Genomic DNA, 18164 nt, shown 5'->3' with positions numbered 1-18164 from the left:
TGAGTCGCGTAATAGGCCGGAACACACCGACTTTCGCGACCGTGGCGGCCAGCCGGTGCATCAGGCCCAGCGCGATCGTCGACTTGCCGGTCTCCGATTCGGGCGCTGCGATGTAGATGCTGGAGGCGGGCACCGTCAGGCGAGCCGCCGCAGTCGCGGCGCCAGGTCCTTCTCGAACAGCTCCAGGAACCGTCGCTGGTCGTGCCCGGGCGCGTGGAACACCAGGTGGTTGAGGCCCCACCGGTAGTACTGGCCGACTTTCTCCACGGCTTCGTCGGGGTCAGAGGAGACGATCCAGCGTTTGGCGATCTGCTCGATGGGCAGCGCGTCGGCGGCCTTCTCCATCTCGATCGGGTCGTCGATGCTGTTCTTCTGCTCGGCACTCAGCGACAGCGGAGCCCAGAACCGGGTGTTCTCCAGCGCCAGGTCCCGGTCGGTGTCGTAGGAGATCTTGATTTCGATCATCTTGTCGATGTCGTCGTAGTTGCGCTGGTTGAGGGCCGCGCCTTCTTTCACGGCCGGGATGAGCTTCTCGGTATAGAGCTCCTCGCCCTTGCCGGAGGTGCAGATGAAACCGTCACCGGCGCGGCCCGCGTACTTGGCCACCGCCGGACCCCCGGCGGCGATGTAGACGGGCACGCCACCCTCGGGCACGTCATAGATCGAGGCACCTTTGGTGTGGTAGTACTCGCCGTCGAAGTCGACCCGAGAACCGCGCCACAGTTCGCGCACCAGCCGCACCGACTCCCGCAACCGCGCGAAGCGCTCTTTGAAATCCGGCCAGGCGCCTTCGTATCCGGTAGCGATCTCGTTCAACGCCTCGCCGGTGCCGACGCCCAGGAACACCCGGCCCGGGTACAGACACGACATGGTGGCGAAGGCTTGGGCGATGACGGCGGGGTTGTACCGGAAGGTCGGGGTGAGCACCGAGGTGCCCAGCTGCAGTCTTTCGGTGCGCTCACCGACGGCGGTCATCCAGGCCAGCGAGAAGGGGGCGTGCCCACCCTTGTGTCGCCAGGGCTGGAAGTGATCGCTGACGGTGGCGCTGTCCATGCCGTGTCCTTCGGCGAGGACGGCCAGTTCAACAAGCTCACGAGGTGCGAATTGTTCGGCGGACGCTTTGTATCCAAGCTTCAGTTCAGCCACGAGTCTTTTCTACTCCTCGGTGTTCGCGCCGGGCGCGGCGGACGTTGCCAAAAGCCCGCGCGGCACCTCGTCACGGAGCTACACTCCGCCTCGGCTGTGTCGGCCAGGAGTGACCTGCACAGGCATCTGCGTTTCCTCATTCGAGCATGGAGGTGCGGAATGTCTTTTGTCATCGCGTCGCCGGACTTCGTCGCGACAGCCGCTTCTGATTTGACGAACATCGGTTCGTCGCTCGGCGCTGCCGCCAACGCTGCGGCCGTGCCGACCATCACTGTGATGTCCGCGGCGGCCGACGAAGTGTCGGCGGCGATCGCGGCTGTATTCGGGGCGCACGGCGAGCAGTACCAGGCGCTCAGCGCCCGCGCGGTCGCGTTTCACAACCAGTTCGTCCAAGCGCTGCAGGCCGGCGCCGCTTCCTACGCAGCCGCCGAAGCAGCCAATGCGTCACCGCTGGGGGCGTTGCAGCAAGGCGTCTTGAACGCGGTGAATGCACCTACACAGGCTCTGCTGGGGCGCCCGCTGATCGGTGACGGCGCCAACGGCACCACGCCTGGCGAAGGTGGCAGAGCGGGCGGTCTGCTGTACGGCAACGGCGGCAACGGCGCCGCTGGCGGCGTGGGCCAGAACGGCGGAAGTGGCGGCGCGGCTGGCGTGATCGGCAACGGCGGAGCGGGTGGTGCCGGCGGCATCGGCGCGTCCGGCGGAGCGGGTGGCGCCGGCGGATGGTTGTCCGGAAACGGCGGAAACGGCGGCCCCGGCGGCAACTCCGCTACCCCTGGCGGGGTGGGTGGCGCAGGCGGCGCGGGCGGCAACGCGTTCATGTTCGGCAACGGCGGCGCCGGCGGCGCCGGTGGTCATGGCGCATCGGGTGCCCCGGGGGTGAATCCCGCATTCAACCAGGTTGGTCAACTGCCGCCTAGTCCCAATGGCGGCACCGATGCGCAAGGCCTGGCCACGCCCGGCCAGCCGGGTGGCAACAGCACAGTTGCCGGAATCGGCGGCGGCGCCGGCGGCACGGGCGGTGTCGCTGCCTTCCCCAGCAACACTGCGACGCCGCCTCAAGTTATCGGCGGCGCTGGCGGCGACGGCGGGAGCGGGGGTCCGAACGCCGGTGGCGGTGCCGGAGGCCTCGGCGGGGACGCCGTTCCGAAACTTCTCGGTGCGCCGGCTACCGGCGGCGCCGGCGGCGCCGGCGGCGCCGGCGGTGTTGGCGGTCCGGGCGGTCGTGGAGGCGACGGCGGCATGGCGCTGAACAATTTTGACAAGACATTGGCAACCGGCGGCGACGGCGGCAACGGCGGCGCCGGTGGCACGGGCGCCAGGGGCGGTGACGGCGGCAACGGCGGCCTCGGAAGCAGCCTGGGCGACGCCAAGGGCGGTCACGGCGGCAGCGGCGGCCGTGGCGGTGATGGCGCCGCCGGTCAAGCGGGCGGTGCCGGCGGGGCGGGCGGTGCCGGTGGTCGCGGCGGCCTGTTGTTGGGCAACGGTGGTGACGGCGGCCACGGTGGCCTCGGTGCCGACGGTGGACATGGCGCCGACGGCGGGGGCGGAGGCAACGGCGGGTTGGGTGGCACCTTCAAGTCGGCCCTGCCTGGCGGCGGCGGCGACGCCGGTGACGGCGGTGACGGCGGCGCCGGAGGTGCCGGCGGCGACGGCGGTAACGGGGGCGCGGGCGGTGCGAGCGGCCTGTTGGGCCAGCAGGGTCAGGCGGGCGGCGGCGGTGCCGCAGGCCACGGAGCGGCCAGTGGCAACGGCGGTGCCGCCGGTTCGCCGGGCAAACCGATTGCTCCTGGCGGGCTACCCGGGCAGCCCGGTCACAACGGGAAGACCCCCGGCCTCGCTCCAGACGGTCAGCCGGGCAACCCCGGCTGACCGGATGCACCCGCGTTGCTCCCGTTAGGCTGACCGCGCGCCTAACGTGGGGAGTAGCCGTTGAACACCGAGCTGGTTCAGGTCACCGACAAGGTCCACCTCGCACATGGCCCCGCGGTCAACTGGACGCTGGTCACCGACGACACCGGAGTCATGCTGATCGACGCCGGCTACCCCGGGGACCGCGACGAGGTGCTGTCCTCGCTGCGCATGCTGGGTTACGGGCCGGGCGACGTGCGCGCGATCCTGCTCACCCACGCCCACATCGACCACCTGGGCACCGCGATCTGGTTTGCCGCCGAGCACGGCACGCCGGTCTACTGCCACGCCGACGAGGTGGGCCACGCCAAGCGTGACTATCTGGAACAAGTGGCGATCCACGATCTCGCACTGCGCCTGTGGCGACCGCGCTGGGCGGTGTGGACCGCACACGTGGTGCGCAGCGGCGGCCTGATCCGAGACGGGATACCCAGCACCCAGGCACTGACACCGGACATCGCCGCCGGGCTGCCCGGCCATCCGCAGCCCGTGTTCAGTCCCGGCCACACCAACGGCCACTGCTCGTATCTGGTGGACGGTGTGCTGGCCAGCGGCGACGCGTTGATCACCGGACACCCGCTGATCCGCCATGACGGGCCGCAGTTGTTGCCGGCGATCTTCAGCTACAGCCAGCAGGACTGCATCCGGACTTTGTCGGTGCTTGCGCAGGTGGACACCGACACCCTGGCGCCCGGCCACGGCCCGCTGTGGCGCGGTCCGATCCGCGAAGCCACCGACGCCGCCCTGCGCAAGGCGGGCGCGCGGTGACCGTCACCAAGTCGGTCGCGTTGTTCGTACTGGCGGCGCTGTTCGAGATCGGAGGTGCGTGGGCCGTCTGGCAAGGCGTGCGCGAGCACCGCGGCTGGCCGTGGGCGGGGTTGGGCATCATCGCGCTCGGTGCGTACGGCTTCGTGGCCACGTTGCAGCCCGACGCCCATTTCGGCCGGATCCTGGCCGCCTACGGCGGGGTGTTCGTCGCGGGATCGTTGTTGTGGGGCATGGCTTTCGACGGTTTCCGACCCGACCGCTGGGATGTGACCGGCGCAGTGATCTGCGCGCTGGGTGTCGCCGTAATCATGTACGCGCCACGATCAGCAGGTTAGCCCGAGATTCTCCCGCAGCGTCTCACCCGGGTACTCACTACGGAAGGCGCCACGTTCCTGCAGCAGCGGGACCACCCGGTCGACGAACTCGTCGAGGCCGTGCGGTGTCAGGTGCGGCACCAAGATGAACCCGTCGCACGCGTCGGCCTGAATGTAGCGGTCGATCTCGTCGGCGATGTGTGCGGCGGTGCCGACGAACTGCTCGCGACTGGTCACCGCGATCACCAGTTCGCGGATCGAGAGCTGCTCCGCTTGTGCCCGCTCCCGCCAGCGCCGGGCCACCGCCACCGGGTCAACGTGGCGCACGCGCCCTTGCGTGATAGCGCTGTCGACGACCGGTTCGATCTCGGGTAGCGGGCCGTCCGGGTCGTAGTCGGAAAGCTCGCGGCCCCATACCTGTTCCAGCATCCCGATCGCGGTCGCCCCGCTGACCTGTTGGTAGCGGATGTGACGAGCTCTGTCCGCAGCTTCCTCGGCGGTGTCGCCGAGCACGAAGGTGGCCGCCGGAAAAACCTTGACCTGGTTGGGATCCCGGCCGAATGCCTGCGCGCGACCCTTGACGTCGGCGTAGTAGCGCCGACCGTCGTCGAGTGACCCGTGCAGGGTGAACAGCGCGTCGGCGTACCGTGCACCGAACGCCCTGCCCTCGTCGGAGTCGCCCGCCTGCAGCAGCACCGGGTGGCTTTGCGGTCCGCCCGGCAGCGTCGCGAAGCCGCGGACGTCGAAATGCGAGCCGTGGTATTCGACGCTGCGGATCCCGGCCGGGTCGACGTACACACCATCCTTGCGCACCAACGCATTCGGTGCCCAGCTGTCCCAGAACTGACGTGCCACGGTGACGAACTCTTCGGCGCGCCGGTAGCGATCGGCGTGGGCGAGAAAGCCGCCCCGGCGGAAGTTGGCGCCGGTGAAGGCGTCCGACGAGGTGACGATGTTCCAGCCGGCGCGGCCGTCCGACAGGTGGTCGAGCGTCGCGAACTGCCTTGCCACTTCGAAGGGTTCGTTAAAGGTGGTGTTGATGGTTCCAGTCAGGCCGATACGGTCGGTGACGCCGGCCAGCGCCGCCAGCACGGTGAAGGTCTCCGGCCGGCCCACCACATCCAGGTCATGGATGCGGCCGCGGTGCTCGCGCAGCCGCAATCCTTCGGCCAGGAAAAAGAAGTCGAAGAATCCGCGTTCGGCGGTGCGCGCCAGATGCACGAATGACTCGAACTCTATCTGGCTGCCCGCGGTGGGGTCGGTCCACACCGTGGTGTTGTTGACGCCCGGGAAGTGGGCCGCCAGATGAATGGGCTTGCGACTCATGGCCTCAAGCCCCAGGTACGCGCAATCAACTCGTGCGAGCGCAACCGGTCCTCATGGCGGTGGGTCACGGAGGTGACGACGAGTTCGTCGGCTCCGGCGACCCGCGCCAGCGCGTGCAGCCGTTCGGCGACCTCGTCCGGGTTGCCGACGAATCGCGTTGCGAGACGGTCTTTTACCAGTTCGCACTGCTCGTCGGTGAGCGGCCCGCAGTCCTCCGGTGCCGGATACGGCATGGCGCCCACCCCGGTCCGGATCGAATAGACCCAGTGACCGTACCCGGCGGCCAGACGCTGAGCGGTTTCGGTGTCGTCGGCGACGACGATGTCGGCCGACACCACGACGTAGGGCTCCTGCAGGGCCGCGCACGCGACGAACGTGTCGCGGTAGGCTTCGATCGCCTCCAGCGCGGTAGCCGGCGTGATGTGATAGCTCGCCACAAAGGGCAATCCCAACGCCCCGGCAACCCGAGCGCTTTGGCCTCTGGTGCTGCCGAAGATCCACGGCCGCAACCCGCTTCCCTCGCCGGGCACCGCATGCACGTCGAACGCGCCGGCGCGGTAACTGCCGTCCAGCAGGGCGAGGATGTCGTGGACCTGCGCTGCGAAGTCCGGCGATATCGCCTGCGGCTGCTGCAGGATTTCCATGGTGGCCGCCAGCCGTTCGAGATCCAGCATCCCCCGTAGGTCGAACGGGGTCGGAATCACCACGCCGTCAACCTCATGCCAGACGCGTGGCGGCCGGGGCTCGCGTGGCTTCTTCGGTTTGCTCTCCTCGGAGCGGCGCTGCCCGGACCGGCCGACACCGAGGTCGATGCGTCCGGGGTAGAACGCCTCGAGCATGCCGAAGTTCTCGACGACCGCGACGGCGGTGGTGTACCCGAGTTGCACCGCTGCCGCACCCACCCGAATCGTGTTGGTAGCGGCGGCGATCTGCCCGGTCAGCACGGCGGGCGAGGAGCTCGCGACGCCCACGAAGTGGTGTTCGGCGATCCAGTAGCGGCGGTAGCCCCACCGCTCGGCGTGCTGCGCCAGATCGATGGTGTTGCGCAAGGCCGCCGTCACTGTGCTGCCGGCGCTGATCGGCGCCAGGTCCAGGATCGACAACGGAATCATCGGTTCACCGCCGTGTACCGGTTGACCGCCACCGGCAGCCCGAGTCGTTCGCGCAGCGTTTCGCCATCGCGGTAGCCGTCGCGGAATTGTCCCGCCCGCTGCAACAGCGGCACCACCTCGTCCACGATCACCGGGAGGTCGCCGGCGTGCACGGCGGGGCGAAGCCGGGCCCCGTCGACGCCCTCGTCCCGCCAGTGCAGCAGCAGGTCCACCAGCTCGACCGGAGCACCGCCCCAGACCAACGTGTCGGACCGGAAGTCCGTTTCACCGTGGAACGAAACCACAATATCGGCAAAGACTTTCAGGTGTTCGCTGATATCCCGTACGTCGGTGACGAGGCCGCTGACGGTGGTGTCGGTGGGCGTGACGAACACAATGTCGGAGGTGTCGGCGGCGAACTCGCACACGGGTATCGCGTGCGCCAGCGCCGCGATCACCGGCTGCCCCTGGGGAGGACGCGGTGTGATCGACGGACCCTTGACCGAGAAGAACTTCCCGACGAAATCGATGTAGTGCACCTTGTCCCTGTCGATGTAGCGGCCGGTGGCAACGTCACGGATCACCGCGTCGTCCTCCCAGCTGTCCCACAACCTGCGCACCACCTCGACGTAGTCGCGGGCTTCGTCGAACAATTCCTCCGGGCGTACGCTTCGCCGGCCGAACAGCGCCGCCTCGTGCGCGGTGACGCTGACCCGAGGCTGCCAACCGGCCCGGCCGTGGGACACATAGTCAAGAGTGGCAATGGCTTTGGAGATGTGAAACGGTTCGGTGTGGGTGACGGTGGCCACCGGGATCAGCCCGATGTGCCGTGTGGCCGGTGCGATGCGCGCGGCGATAAGGACAGCGTCGCCTCGTCCGGCCAGCCGCTGTGGATCGATGCGCTCGCGGCGTCCGGGCTGCGGCATCAGCGAGTCGTCGATGGTGAGGAAGTCCAGCAGGCCGCGTTCGGCGGTGACGGCCAGATCGGTCCAATACCTTCCGCTGAGCACCGACCGCGTCTCGCCCGTCAGCGCCCACGCCCTGGTGTGCCAGCCGTACCCGTCCAGGGCGACACCGAGATGGAACGTCATGGGAGTGTCTTCAGAAAAGCGACCGGGAACACCGGGCCGCGGGACGGCAGAGGTTCGGACAGCCTGCGGTATCCGGTTGCTTCGTAGAGTTCCTCGGCCTCGGGCTGACGATCACCGGTGATGAGGTACACCCTGCTGTAACCACGCGCGGCGATCTCCGATTCCAGCGCGGCCAGTAGTGCCCTGGCGTACCCGCGGCGGCGGTGCTCACGATGTGTCCAGACCCGCTTCAGCTCAGCGGTTTCGGCGTCGAATCGGCAGAAAGCACCGCCGGTCACGGGTCGGTCGCCGAGCAGGCCGATCAACATCCCGCCGTGCGGAGCGGACAATTCGCCCTCCGGGCTGTCGATGAGCCACTCGGCGATCCGCTGCGGATCCGCACCGTACCGTCGCGCATATTCATCGGTCAGTTGGGTCAGCAGCGGCCGTGCCAGCGGGTCGTCCAGGGTGGCCGGCACGAAGCGCAGCTCGCCGGTCACGGCTCTGCCAACGCGGCAGTGACATAGCTGGGGGTGATCGCAACATCGTGCTGGCTGAGCCGTCTACGTCCGCTCAGGCCGACGGCGGACAACAACTCGACGAGAGTCTGGTTGGTCGTCCGCCAGCCGTGTGCTTCCAGATTCTCTGCAATCGAACCGAATTCGGCAGCGTAGGTCAGCTTGGCCAACTCGACCTCCAGGCCTTCCCGGCGCCAGCCTTCGATGAACGCCCGACCTTCCTGCAGTTGCGCCTCAGTCCACGGCATGTGGTCGGCGGCGAACCAGCTGCCGGCCGCGCTCGCCGCGCTGAGCTCATGAAGCAGCCGATCCTGGGCGTCGGGCGGCAGATAGCCCACCAAGAGATTTTCGGCTATCCAGACCGTAGGTTGGCCGGGATCGAATCCCACCCGGCGCAGCGCCGCCATCCAATCGTCTCGAAGATCGACGCTCACTGCGCATCGGTGCGTGGTCAGTCGGCCGCCGAGGTCACGCAGCGCCTGGGCCTTGAACTCCATGACGGGGGGCAGGTCGCACTCGTAGAGCGTCGTCCCCGGCGGCCACCACAGCCGATACGCCCTGGTATCCAGCCCGCAGCCCAGGTTGACCGCCTGGCGGATGCCCGTTCTGGCGGCCCTGGTCAGAAACTCGTCCAAGTACCGGCCGTGCACGGCAAGGATATTGAGTGTTCCCTTGATGACCGGATCGCCGCCGCCGTCGGCCGCATACTGCTCGTCCTCGATCAGCCGGATGAAGTAGTCCACGCCAGCGGCACGCACCAGGGGCTCGGCGAACGGGTCGTTGATCAGCCCCTTATTGGTTCCCACCGCGCGAGCGACCGCACCGTATGTCGCCGTCATACCCACGCCGGTGGCGGGGTCCCAGCTGTCGCCGTCGGTGCCTACCATCTGGCCTGGCCGTCAGCCGTCCGCGCGATGCCGGGCGGCGAGCTGGACCCCCGCCCGCCAGCCGAGCAGGAAAACCGCCGTCACTGTGGAGGCGACCACGACGAAGGCGGCCGCCACACCGGCCGAGGTGGCTTTGCGCAGAAGCATGCCGGCGACCACCGTCGACACCCAGACGATCACTCCCGTGGGCGCCACTGCCGTGGGTGCGCGCCATCCGCGAGATATCAGCCAACCCAGCGCCGTGCCACTCAGGAACGGCCAGGCCGTGCTCGCGAGCCCGCCGACACTGAGGCCTTCGTCGTGGCTGCGGCGCCCGAGAGCGCAGAAGACCAGCACCGCCACCACATCTACGCCGAGACACGCCAGCCCCCGCCGCGGTTGCATGAAGCGAGACTACCGGGCGGGGGCAGGATTGACCCATGAGCACCGAGAAGACTCCACCGCCATTCGACCCCTTTGACCCGCTCGGGCTGGATGCGTCGTTGTCCAGCGACGAGATCGCCGTGCGTGACACGGTCCGGGCGTTCTGCGCTGAGCAGGTCACCCCGCACGTGGGCCAGTGGTTCGAGGACGGCGACCTGCCGGTGGCTCGCGAACTGGCCAAGCAGTTCGGCGAACTCGGACTGCTGGGCATGCATCTGGACGGCTACGGCTGTGGCGGCGCGTCAGCGGTCCACTACGGCCTGGCCTGTCTGGAGCTCGAGGCCGCCGACTCCGGCATCCGTTCGCTGGTGTCGGTGCAGGGGTCGCTGGCGATGTTCGCAATCTGGAAGCACGGATCTGAGGTACAGAAGCAGCAGTGGCTGCCGGGGATGGCGGCAGGTGAACTGATCGGCTGTTTCGGATTGACCGAACCCGACGCGGGATCCGACCCGGCCGCGATGAAGACGCGGGCACGACGCGACGGTTCGGACTGGATGCTCAACGGACGGAAGATGTGGATCACCAACGGTTCGATCGCCGACGTCGCCGTGGTGTGGGCAGCGACCGACGAGGGCGTGCGGGGCTTCATCGTCCCGACCGACACACCCGGGTTCTCGGCCAACACTATTCACCACAAGCTGTCGCTGCGGGCTTCGATCACCAGTGAGCTGGTGCTCGACGACGTTCGACTGCCTGAGGAGGCGGTGCTACCCGGAGTCGTCGGCCTCAAGGGACCGCTGTCCTGTCTGTCGGAGGCGCGTTACGGCATCGTCTGGGGCTCGATGGGGGCGGCGCGATCGGCCTGGCAGTACGCGCTGGAGTACGCGACTGAGCGCACCCAGTTCGGGCGTCCGATCGCCGCGTTCCAGCTGACTCAGGCCAAGCTGGTGGACATGGCGGTAGAGCTGCACAAGGGGCAGCTGTTGTCGTTGCATCTGGGCCGGCTCAAGGACAGCGTCGGGCTGCGCCCCGAACAGGTCAGCTTCGGCAAGCTCAACAACACCCGGGAGGCGATCGAAATCTGCCGTACCGCGCGAACCATCTTGGGCGGCAACGGAATATCGCTGGAATACCCGGTGATCCGGCACATGGTCAACCTGGAATCGGTACTGACCTACGAGGGCACGCCCGAGATGCATCAGCTGGTCCTCGGCCAGGCATTCACCGGCATAGCCGCATTCCGGTGACGCGACGCATCGGCGTGGTAGCCACCTTGCTGGTGTTCCTGGCCGGCTGCACAGTGCCGCGGGTGACGCCGCCGGCACCATCGAGCGGCCCGGCGGCTCAGGCCGAGTCGGTGATGCGGGTTGTCCGCGACTTCATGGGGCGGGCGCACCTGCGCGCGGTGATCGTGCGGGTGACGGTGGACGGGAAGGAGGTGGTGACGGCGGCCGTTGGTGATTCGATGACCGGAGTGCCGGCCGGCACCACTATGCACTTTCGCAATGGGGCGGTTGCCATTTCGTACGTGTCGACGTTGCTGTTGAAACTGGTCGACGAAAAGAAGGTGAGCCTGCAGGACAAGTTGTCCAACTGGCTGCCCGACTTCCCGCACGCCGACCGCGTGACGTTGGGCCAGCTCGCGCAGATGACCTCGGGCTATGCCGACTACGTCATCGGCAATGACGCCTTCAGCAATGCGGCCTACGCAAACCCGTTCCGGCAGTGGACCACTCAGGACATTCTCGCGCAGATCTCCTCGCGGCCACTGCTTTACCAGCCGGGGACGAACTGGAACTACTCACACACCAATTACGTGCTGCTGGGCCTCGCACTGGAGAAAGCGACCGGGCACGACATGCCGTCGCTGTTGCAGTCCAAAGTGCTTGCGCCGCTGGGCCTGACGGCCACCGCCAACGCCGAGACACCGGAGATTCCGCAGCCGGTCCTGCACGCGTTCAGCTCCGAGCGGCGGGAGTTTCTGAAAATCCCTGCGGGCGTTCCGTTTTACGAGGAGTCGACGTTCTGGAATCCGTCCTGGACCATCACCCACGGCGCGATCCAAACCACCACCATCTACGACATGGAGGCCACCGCGGTCGGGATCGGGTCGGGTAGATTCCTGTCGGCCGAATCGTACAAGAAGATGGTGTCGACAGAGCTGCGCGGAAAGACGCGCCCCCAACCGGACTGTCCGACGTGCTTCGATCAAAGTGATGGATACACCTATGGTCTCGGTATCGTGATCTCCGGAAAGTGGCTGCTGCAGAATCCCCAGTTCTCCGGGGAGGCCGCCGTGGAGGCGTACCTGCCGGCGCAGAAGGTCGCGATCGCCGTCGCGGTCACCTACGCGCCGGAAGCCTTCGATGATCAGGGCAACTACCCCAACCAGGCCGACATATTATTTCGCAAGATCGGTGCTGAGTTGGTCCCCAACGACGCCCCACCCATGCCACCCGGGAGGTAGCCGATGGAACTTGTTGCACGCCTGGTCATGATCGCCGCATTGTCCTTGGCCTTGGCGCCCACGGCGGCCGCCGACCCAAGCTCGGGGTTGCCGCCCATGACGTCCACCGGCAGCGGGCCGGTCATCGGCGGCGGTGGTAATGCGGGCGCGATCTCGCAGCAGCTGTTCAGCTTCCACGACCCCAATGTGCAGGAGGTCGACGGATCCGACGCGGCGCAATTCATCACTGCCGCCGCCGCCGTCACCAACCGCGACCTCGCCACCGTCTTTCAGCCGCTGCAGCGGGCGCTGAGCTGCCAGGTGAACGGCGCCGGATTCGGGGCGCGCGCCTACCGTCGAGCCGACGGGCAGTGGGGCGGCGGGATGCTGGTGATCGCCAAGAGCGGCGTTCCCAACATCGAAGCCCTGACGGCCTGCGCGAAGTCGAGTTGGCGCCGGGCGACGATGGGCACGCCGACGTCGATGTGCAACAGCGGATGGAGCTACCCGCCGTACAGTGATACCCGCAAAGGCGAGGGCTATTTCGTCCTGCTGGCCGGCACCAACTCGGACTTCTGCAATCCTCCGAATGCCAACTTCCGGAGCACTGCGAGTTCCTGGCCCACTTAGCAGGTCGGGCGTGCGTGGTCTCCCGACCCGCCTTCCCGACTTAGACTTCGACCGTGTTCGCTGAGACGTGCTACGCCCTGAACGGGGACTTGCGCGTCGCCTATCGCACGTCACGTGAAGGTCCGCGCGACATCGTGTCCGTCCCGAACTGGTTCACCTGCTGCGAGCACCTACCGGAGCTGCCGTCGCTTCAAGGGTGGGTTGAGGCGATGACATCGCTCGGTCGGCTGATCTTCTTCGATCAGCCAGGCACGGGAGCGTCCGACCCAGTGACGCCTGACGCGCTGCCGACGTTGGAGCAATGGGCCGACAGCGTCACCGCGGTTTTGGACGAGCTGGGGAGTCGCGAAGCGGTTCTGGTCGCGTCGAACTTCGCGTTCGCGCCCGCTGCACTGTTCGCGGCGACGCATCCGTCGCGCGCCACCGCGCTGGTGGTGCTCGACGGTTACGCGGATGCGGGCGGCACCGCATTTGCTCGAGAGAAAGCTCCTGGGGCGTTGGCCCGCATGTGGGGCAGCGGGAACATTGCACATCTGAATAATCCGGACATGCCATGGAACGAGGAGATCCGCGCAACCTGGGCCCGACACGAACGCCTGGCGGCCAGCCCTCGGACCGTCTCCCTCATGTTCCCTCTGGTGACCGAATTAGACGTGCGGGCAGTCCTTCCGACAGTCCGCGTGCCGACTCTCGTTGTTCAGCACGCCGACTGCGTAACCATCCCGCCCGCGAAGGGCAAGTTCATCGCCGAGCACATACCCGACGCGAGATATGTTGAAGTGCCAGGCCGCAACATGCTGCACTTCGTCGAACCATGGCGTCAGTCGTTTCAGGAGATCGCGGAATTCCTCACCGGGCACCGGGCCGACGTGGCCGACGATCGGGTGTTGGCCACGGTGCTGTTCACCGACATCGTGGACTCGACGTGGCGGGCCGCAACGATGGGTGATCGTGACTGGCGCGCGTTGCTTGATGCGCATGACGCTGTGGTGCGGTCGCAGCTGGCTCGGTTTCGGGGCCGCGAGGTCAGTACGTCCGGTGACGGATTCCTGGCGATGTTCGACGGACCGCAGCGGGCGATCCGCTGCGCCATGGCAATTCGGGACGCAGTGCAGGCGCTCGGCATCGAGGTGCGTGCCGGGTTGCACACCGGCGAGGTCGAGGTCCGCGGTGACGACATCGGCGGGATCGCGGTGCACATCGGCGCTCGGGTGAGCGCGCTGGCAGGGCCTAACGACGTGCTGGTGTCCAGCACGCTGCGCGATCTCGTGATCGGGTCGGGACTCGAATTCGAGGAGCGCGGGACGCATCACCTCAAGGGTGTACCCGGCGAGTGGCGCCTGTTCGCCGTCGCCGCGGCGTGAATCTCCGATTTGAGGTTAGTTACGGTCGTTGAACTATCCCGTTGTGGACCAGAGGACGTCGATGGGGACGGCGGCGAGGCGGTCGCCAAATGGCTGGGCTCGTGGACCGGTGTGGAGGATGAGGCCGCCGACGAAGCGTGTGCCAAGTTTGTCGCGGAATTTGGTGATCCAGCGGGTGTCTTTACACCGGAGGGTTGCTGCCGACTTGATCTCGATTGCGGCGATGAGGCCGTCTGCGGCTTCCATTATGAGGTCTACTTCGGCGCCGTCTCGATCGCGGTAGTGGAACAGGCGAGGTGTCTGCTGCGACCATCCGAGTTGTCGCCGCAGTTCTGAGATCACGAAGGTTTCGATGATGGCTCCGGCTGCGTCCGGGTTGGCATTTGGCCCGGCACCGGTAGGCGAGACATTGATGAGGCGAGCGGCAATTCCGGAGTCGAGGAGGACTTTCGGTCGAGCGACGACCCGCTTGGAAAGGTTGGTTGACCATGCGGGGATGCGGTCGATGAGATAGAGGGTCTCGAGTAGGTCGAGGTATGGCGGCAGGGTACGCACAGGGATCTGAGCGTCGACAGCTAGGGAGCTCAGGTTGAGCTCGGATGCGCTGCGTACGGCTAGGAGTCGGATGAGCCGCGGTAGGTCGGCGATGCGTTGGAGATTGGAGACGTCCATCGCGTCGCGTTTGGCGATGCGGTCGACGTAGTTATCCAGCCACGCATTTCGGCGTCTGGTTGACTTTCGGCTGACGGCCTCGGGGTAGCTGCCGGTACAGGCGCGGGCGAGATAGTCGTGACGCGTCAGGTCACTTTCGTGACCGAGGAAGAGGTCGCCGGCGAACAGCCGGGCGATGAAGGTCTCGGTGACTCCGTCGAGCTCGCCTTGGCTGAATCCGAAGAGCTCGAGGCTGTCCTCGGTCGCTGGGAGCTGCAAGAGATTGGCGGACCCGGTGAGCAGATACTGGCCCGGCCGACGGTTGGCGTCAACGGTGGCCTTGAGCCCAAGAACGAGTTCTGGGACCCGTTGCACTTCGTCGATCGTGAGCAGTCCGTCGGGGAACTGGCGAACGAAACCGTGGGGATCTGTGGCCGCAGCTGTTCGGGTTATGTCATCGTCAAGGGTGACCAACCGCCCGTCGAGGCGGCGCGTGATCTCGGCCGCAAGGGTTGACTTCCCAACTTGTCGCGCGCCCTGAACAACGACGATCCGTGTGTCGATCAGTGCCTCTTCAACCCTCGAAAGCAGGTTTCGAGCAATGCGAGACGGTGGATCCACTTCAATAGCGCACTCAATCAATCGCCGATTCGCGAGAAATCTGCCGCCGATCTCCCGGGCGGTCATCGGCCGGGGGCACTGCCGGCTTAATCAGGTGGCTGCTGGGGTGTGAAAATCTTGCGCCTACGGTTCAGGATCATCACGTTCGGGTGAGGCGGGTTTGAGTGGCAGGTGGCGGCGAGAGGGTGGATGGGGTTGCGGGCCGGGTCGGGGATCCTGACCGGGCATGCCCAGCGGGTGGCGGCGCCGGGGGGCGGGGTGAGCGGGTCGGTGGAATCGGCTGGGGTGGCCGCCGCCGTAATGCATGCCGCGTTTGGTGAGTTTTGCGGCGCGTTCGGTGGTCGCTTGTCTTGGGCGTCGGCGGCGTTGACGGTGGCGTCGGGGGCGTTTGTCGCCATGGATGAGGCGGGCGCCGCGGCACTGACGGTGGTGGCGCCCGGGCAGGCACGATAGCCGCAATGGCCGCCGTGGGGCCGCCGACCCGGTCGCGCATTGAGGCCTTTGACCAGACGGCGGACCTGTTGACCGAGGCCGCGGCGCAGTGGCGGGCGCGGGCGGCGGTGATGGAGCGCGCCGCCCACGCCTACCTCGAGCAGCTGACCAGTCCCGGCGGGACCGCCTGGGACGGGCAGGCCGCCGGATCGGCCGTGCAGATGGCCCACACCGAGACGGCGGCGGTGTTGGCTGCTGTCGCTCATGCAGACCAGATGGCCGACGTCGCACACCGCGGCGGTGAGGATCTGCGCGGGGCCCGTGCGGAGGCGCTGGAGGCGATCGCCGAGGCCGAGGACGACGGCTTTGAAGTCGGTGAGGACTTGTCGGTCACCGACATGCGCGCGGCGCACTCACCCGCACAGCAGATAGCCCGTCACCAACACGCCGAGACCCATCGCAGCTTCATCGCCCACCGCGTCGCCCGGCTGGCTGCCGCCAACGCGACCATCACCACCACGCTGCATGCCGGTGCCACGCACATGGCGGGCATGGCGCCCGCGCACTGGCACCAGCCCCGTCACCGACCCGGTCGCGCCGGTCCCCGCCCAGCCTGCACCCACCGTCGACCGCCGCACAAGCGCCGTCCGCACCGTCGACAACCACTGGAAGCAAGACCCGCAACTCCCCGTTCCGGTCGACCCGAAGGACATGACCGCGGCCGAAGCGGGCGCCGCCTGGCAAGCCGTCAACGCCGACCTGGCGGCCTACAACGCCCGATGCGGACGCACCTTCGTGTTGCCCAACGAACAATCCGCCTACAACGCCTGCCTCGCCGACCGGGGCCCCCTGCTGGAACGGCAAGCCGCAATCAGAGCACGGTTACGGGACTTAGGCATACAAGTAGAGGGTGAACAGCCACCCGCGCCCGCCGCCGAGAGCACACCGCCGTTTCCGCCGCCCACGCAAATCAACGGACTAACTCGACACGGAGAGGAGCAAGTCAACGGCCGCGACGGCCACGGAGTCAGCGACCGCGCAATGCAGGACGCCGTTGCCAATCCAACACACCCGCCTGTGTTTGAGCAAGACCAGTATGGCGGGGCTTACAAGTATGAGGGAAAAGATGCAGTAGTGCTCCTGAATAAGGACGGCCAAGTAGTGACCGCCTGGGCAAAGAGCCGTATTGGATGGAGGAATCCGTGAGCAACGTATTGGACGCAATTCCACCGGAACATCGCGCCGTTATCGAGGAAGAATTGAGCCGTCGCAATCCCGATCTGCTCGAGGCGCTTCGCAGCACCCAGGAACCAAGCAATGAGCAGAGCCGCGCCGTTGTGGATGAGCTTATTCACGCATTGAGTGCAAACTACGGGCCGGGTCATATTCCAAATCAGTACGGAAAGGCAGTCGACAACGCCATCGGCGCATACTTTTTGGCCTGGCCAATGTATGACTAGCCTCAACCAAAGTTTCGACAGGTCGCGCAACTGCTATAGCTACGTCGCCCATATCGACAATCAGCATTCTGGTGAACACCTGAGCGACAATAGGAAATGAATGGAGAAATCTCTGAGCAACTTTCTCGATGCTATTCCGCCGGACCCCGCGCACTTATCGTGCGGGTGCGGCTGCAGCGCAAACCTTCGCTCCTGGAGCAGATTCGCGAAACACAGGCGCCGACCAATAACGAAAGCGACGCCATTATTGATGCGCCTTCCGATGCCTTGATAAAGACGTTCGGGCCGTACTGGGTTCTGAATGAGTATGGATTGGCGATTGAACGCGCAATTGACGCCTACTTGGAAGCATGGCCGATATATGGGTAGCGCAATAGTCGAGTTGGGGGCATTCCGGAATTTGGATCTACTGCGTTGTGCTACAACCCGTCTCTCTCTACGCGAGAATGAGTGCATATCGCAAAGCTATTCCACATTGAATACGCTTGGAGCGATAGACGAGAAATCCTTGCGCAATGTCTCGGGCCTATTTCACCCAAATTCCGCGCTGTTGGCGTCGAGGAACTGACACGTGGTGGCCTCGTGCGTATGCCCGAACTCGCGCCGCCCTCAAGTACCCGTACCCCGGTCGTTGAGGGCACACCGCCGTTTCCACCGCCGACGCACATCAGCGGACTCGCGCGACACGGAGAGGAGCAGGTCAACGGCCGCGACGGCCACGGAGTAAATGACCGCGCAATGCAAGATGCCGTTGCCAATCCCCACTCAACCGCCGATTCCTGAGCTGGACGAGCATGGCCGCGGTCCGTACAAATACATTGGCAAAGATGCCACAGTGATTTTGAACCAGGATGGACAGCTAGTGACCGCCTGGGCGAAAACCCGTAATAGATGGAGAAATCCGTGAGCAACGTTCTCGACGCTATTCCACCGGATCCCCGCGCTCTTATCGTGGAAGAGCTGACGCGTCGTAGCCCTGCCCTCCTTGCGGAGCTTCGCGCAACACCGCAGCCGACCAATGAGCAGAGCGACGCCGTAGTGGATGTGCTTTATGGTGCCATGAGCGAAAACTATGGGCCAGGCCATATTCCAAATGAATACGGTAAGGCAGTCGACAATGCAATAGGCGCCTACCTCCTGACCTGGCCAATATACCGATAGCGATC

The 18164-nt window shown here is 66.3% G+C and carries 21 protein-coding genes; 12 read left to right on the top strand and 9 right to left on the bottom strand.

Annotated features, from left to right (window positions below; genetic code table 11):
- Positions 1-133: AAA family ATPase (locus ACX9NE_RS28265; protein WP_459365046.1), on the bottom strand; the 133-nt coding region annotated here is incomplete at its 3' end.
- Positions 134-135: 2 nt separating this feature from the next.
- A complete protein-coding gene (gene fgd / locus ACX9NE_RS28260) occupies positions 136-1146 on the bottom strand; it encodes a glucose-6-phosphate dehydrogenase (coenzyme-F420) (RefSeq protein ID WP_459365044.1) in 1011 nt (336 codons plus the stop codon).
- A 159-nt stretch (positions 1147-1305) separates the two neighbouring features.
- Here fgd and ACX9NE_RS28255 point away from each other — a divergent pair, with 159 nt between their 5' ends.
- From ACX9NE_RS28255 to ACX9NE_RS28245, 3 genes are read left to right on the top strand one after another with little or no spacing between them, the layout of a single operon-like run.
- Positions 1306-3018 carry a PE family protein gene (locus ACX9NE_RS28255; RefSeq protein WP_459365043.1) on the top strand — a complete coding sequence of 571 codons (1713 nt, stop codon included), beginning with the start codon at positions 1306-1308 and terminating at the stop codon, positions 3016-3018.
- A 60-nt stretch (positions 3019-3078) separates the two neighbouring features.
- Complete coding sequence (locus ACX9NE_RS28250; protein WP_459365042.1) at positions 3079-3825, top strand: MBL fold metallo-hydrolase; 747 nt, start codon at positions 3079-3081, stop codon at positions 3823-3825.
- Positions 3822-4160 (top strand): YnfA family protein, encoded by a 339-nt coding sequence (locus ACX9NE_RS28245; protein WP_459365041.1) that lies wholly within the window; start codon positions 3822-3824, stop codon positions 4158-4160. The genes ACX9NE_RS28250 and ACX9NE_RS28245 overlap by 4 nt, the downstream gene beginning before the upstream one ends.
- On the opposite strand, the gene ACX9NE_RS28240 is transcribed toward ACX9NE_RS28245, so the two are convergent.
- From ACX9NE_RS28240 to ACX9NE_RS28215, 6 genes are read right to left on the bottom strand one after another with little or no spacing between them, the layout of a single operon-like run.
- Positions 4149-5465, bottom strand: a complete 1317-nt coding sequence (locus ACX9NE_RS28240; protein ID WP_459365040.1) for an NtaA/DmoA family FMN-dependent monooxygenase — start codon at positions 5463-5465, stop codon at positions 4149-4151. The genes ACX9NE_RS28245 and ACX9NE_RS28240 overlap by 12 nt on opposite strands.
- Positions 5462-6577: an LLM class flavin-dependent oxidoreductase gene (locus ACX9NE_RS28235; protein ID WP_459365039.1), complete on the bottom strand. Its 1116-nt coding sequence runs from the start codon at positions 6575-6577 to the stop codon at positions 5462-5464. The genes ACX9NE_RS28240 and ACX9NE_RS28235 overlap by 4 nt, the downstream gene beginning before the upstream one ends.
- Positions 6574-7647: an LLM class flavin-dependent oxidoreductase gene (locus tag ACX9NE_RS28230; RefSeq protein ID WP_459365038.1), complete on the bottom strand. Its 1074-nt coding sequence runs from the start codon at positions 7645-7647 to the stop codon at positions 6574-6576. The genes ACX9NE_RS28235 and ACX9NE_RS28230 overlap by 4 nt, the downstream gene beginning before the upstream one ends.
- Positions 7644-8126, bottom strand: coding sequence for a GNAT family N-acetyltransferase (locus ACX9NE_RS28225; RefSeq protein WP_459365037.1), 483 nt, complete (start codon positions 8124-8126; stop codon positions 7644-7646). The genes ACX9NE_RS28230 and ACX9NE_RS28225 overlap by 4 nt, the downstream gene beginning before the upstream one ends.
- Positions 8123-9031, bottom strand: coding sequence for an SAM-dependent methyltransferase (locus tag ACX9NE_RS28220; RefSeq protein WP_459365036.1), 909 nt, complete (start codon positions 9029-9031; stop codon positions 8123-8125). Before ACX9NE_RS28220 ends, ACX9NE_RS28225 begins: the two co-directional genes overlap by 4 nt.
- A 12-nt stretch (positions 9032-9043) precedes the next feature.
- Entirely contained in the window at positions 9044-9415 is a 372-nt protein-coding gene (locus ACX9NE_RS28215) for a DUF3054 domain-containing protein (protein WP_459365035.1), read from the bottom strand.
- A gap of 35 nt (positions 9416-9450) precedes the next feature.
- On the opposite strand from ACX9NE_RS28215, the gene ACX9NE_RS28210 reads away from it, so the two are divergent.
- Genes ACX9NE_RS28210 through ACX9NE_RS28195 form a run of 4 tightly spaced genes read left to right on the top strand, consistent with a single transcriptional unit; the run spans position 9451 to position 13834 of the window.
- Positions 9451-10641, top strand: coding sequence for an acyl-CoA dehydrogenase (locus ACX9NE_RS28210; RefSeq protein WP_459365034.1), 1191 nt, complete (start codon positions 9451-9453; stop codon positions 10639-10641).
- The gene (locus ACX9NE_RS28205; RefSeq protein ID WP_459365045.1) at positions 10632-11861 is read left to right on the top strand and encodes a serine hydrolase domain-containing protein; all 1230 of its coding nucleotides are present in this window, start codon (positions 10632-10634) and stop codon (positions 11859-11861) included. Before ACX9NE_RS28210 ends, ACX9NE_RS28205 begins: the two co-directional genes overlap by 10 nt.
- A 3-nt stretch (positions 11862-11864) precedes the next feature.
- Positions 11865-12470, top strand: a complete 606-nt coding sequence (locus ACX9NE_RS28200) for a hypothetical protein (RefSeq protein ID WP_459365033.1) — start codon at positions 11865-11867, stop codon at positions 12468-12470.
- A gap of 53 nt (positions 12471-12523) precedes the next feature.
- Positions 12524-13834, top strand: coding sequence for an adenylate/guanylate cyclase domain-containing protein (locus ACX9NE_RS28195; RefSeq protein ID WP_459365032.1), 1311 nt, complete (start codon positions 12524-12526; stop codon positions 13832-13834).
- Between the two features lie 33 nt (positions 13835-13867).
- On the opposite strand, the gene ACX9NE_RS28190 is transcribed toward ACX9NE_RS28195, so the two are convergent.
- A complete protein-coding gene (locus ACX9NE_RS28190) occupies positions 13868-15172 on the bottom strand; it encodes an ATP-binding protein (RefSeq protein WP_459365031.1) in 1305 nt (434 codons plus the stop codon).
- A 105-nt stretch (positions 15173-15277) separates the two neighbouring features.
- On the opposite strand from ACX9NE_RS28190, the gene ACX9NE_RS28185 reads away from it, so the two are divergent.
- The 5 genes from ACX9NE_RS28185 (at position 15278) to ACX9NE_RS28165 (ending at position 18159) form a co-directional block, all read left to right on the top strand.
- Positions 15278-15559 (top strand): hypothetical protein, encoded by a 282-nt coding sequence (locus ACX9NE_RS28185; RefSeq protein ID WP_459365030.1) that lies wholly within the window; start codon positions 15278-15280, stop codon positions 15557-15559.
- A 5-nt stretch (positions 15560-15564) separates the two neighbouring features.
- Positions 15565-16452 (top strand): hypothetical protein, encoded by an 888-nt coding sequence (locus ACX9NE_RS28180; protein WP_459365029.1) that lies wholly within the window; start codon positions 15565-15567, stop codon positions 16450-16452.
- A 288-nt stretch (positions 16453-16740) separates the two neighbouring features.
- Positions 16741-16998: a hypothetical protein gene (locus tag ACX9NE_RS28175; RefSeq protein ID WP_459365028.1), complete on the top strand. Its 258-nt coding sequence runs from the start codon at positions 16741-16743 to the stop codon at positions 16996-16998.
- A gap of 96 nt (positions 16999-17094) precedes the next feature.
- Entirely contained in the window at positions 17095-17367 is a 273-nt protein-coding gene (locus tag ACX9NE_RS28170) for a hypothetical protein (protein WP_459365027.1), read from the top strand.
- Between the two features lie 522 nt (positions 17368-17889).
- Positions 17890-18159 (top strand): hypothetical protein, encoded by a 270-nt coding sequence (locus tag ACX9NE_RS28165; RefSeq protein WP_459365026.1) that lies wholly within the window; start codon positions 17890-17892, stop codon positions 18157-18159.
- The last annotated feature ends 5 nt before the right edge of the window (positions 18160-18164 follow it).

This window comes from Mycobacterium sp. ML4 (genome assembly GCF_054515735.1).
This window is presented reverse-complemented; position numbering and strand designations above follow the sequence as displayed.

Coding starts and splice junctions, on each gene's coding strand:
- ACX9NE_RS28255 (WP_459365043.1), top strand. CDS start 1,306: ATGTCTTTTGTCATCGCGTCGCCGGACTTCGTCGCGACAGCCGCTTCT.
- ACX9NE_RS28240 (WP_459365040.1), bottom strand. CDS start 5,465: ATGAGTCGCAAGCCCATTCATCTGGCGGCCCACTTCCCGGGCGTCAAC.
- ACX9NE_RS28235 (WP_459365039.1), bottom strand. CDS start 6,577: ATGATTCCGTTGTCGATCCTGGACCTGGCGCCGATCAGCGCCGGCAGC.
- ACX9NE_RS28230 (WP_459365038.1), bottom strand. CDS start 7,647: ATGACGTTCCATCTCGGTGTCGCCCTGGACGGGTACGGCTGGCACACC.
- ACX9NE_RS28220 (WP_459365036.1), bottom strand. CDS start 9,031: ATGGTAGGCACCGACGGCGACAGCTGGGACCCCGCCACCGGCGTGGGT.
- ACX9NE_RS28215 (WP_459365035.1), bottom strand. CDS start 9,415: ATGCAACCGCGGCGGGGGCTGGCGTGTCTCGGCGTAGATGTGGTGGCG.
- ACX9NE_RS28210 (WP_459365034.1), top strand. CDS start 9,451: ATGAGCACCGAGAAGACTCCACCGCCATTCGACCCCTTTGACCCGCTC.
- ACX9NE_RS28200 (WP_459365033.1), top strand. CDS start 11,865: ATGGAACTTGTTGCACGCCTGGTCATGATCGCCGCATTGTCCTTGGCC.
- ACX9NE_RS28190 (WP_459365031.1), bottom strand. CDS start 15,172: ATGACCGCCCGGGAGATCGGCGGCAGATTTCTCGCGAATCGGCGATTG.
- ACX9NE_RS28180 (WP_459365029.1), top strand. CDS start 15,565: ATGGCCGCCGTGGGGCCGCCGACCCGGTCGCGCATTGAGGCCTTTGAC.
- ACX9NE_RS28170 (WP_459365027.1), top strand. CDS start 17,095: ATGAATGGAGAAATCTCTGAGCAACTTTCTCGATGCTATTCCGCCGGA.
- ACX9NE_RS28165 (WP_459365026.1), top strand. CDS start 17,890: ATGGAGAAATCCGTGAGCAACGTTCTCGACGCTATTCCACCGGATCCC.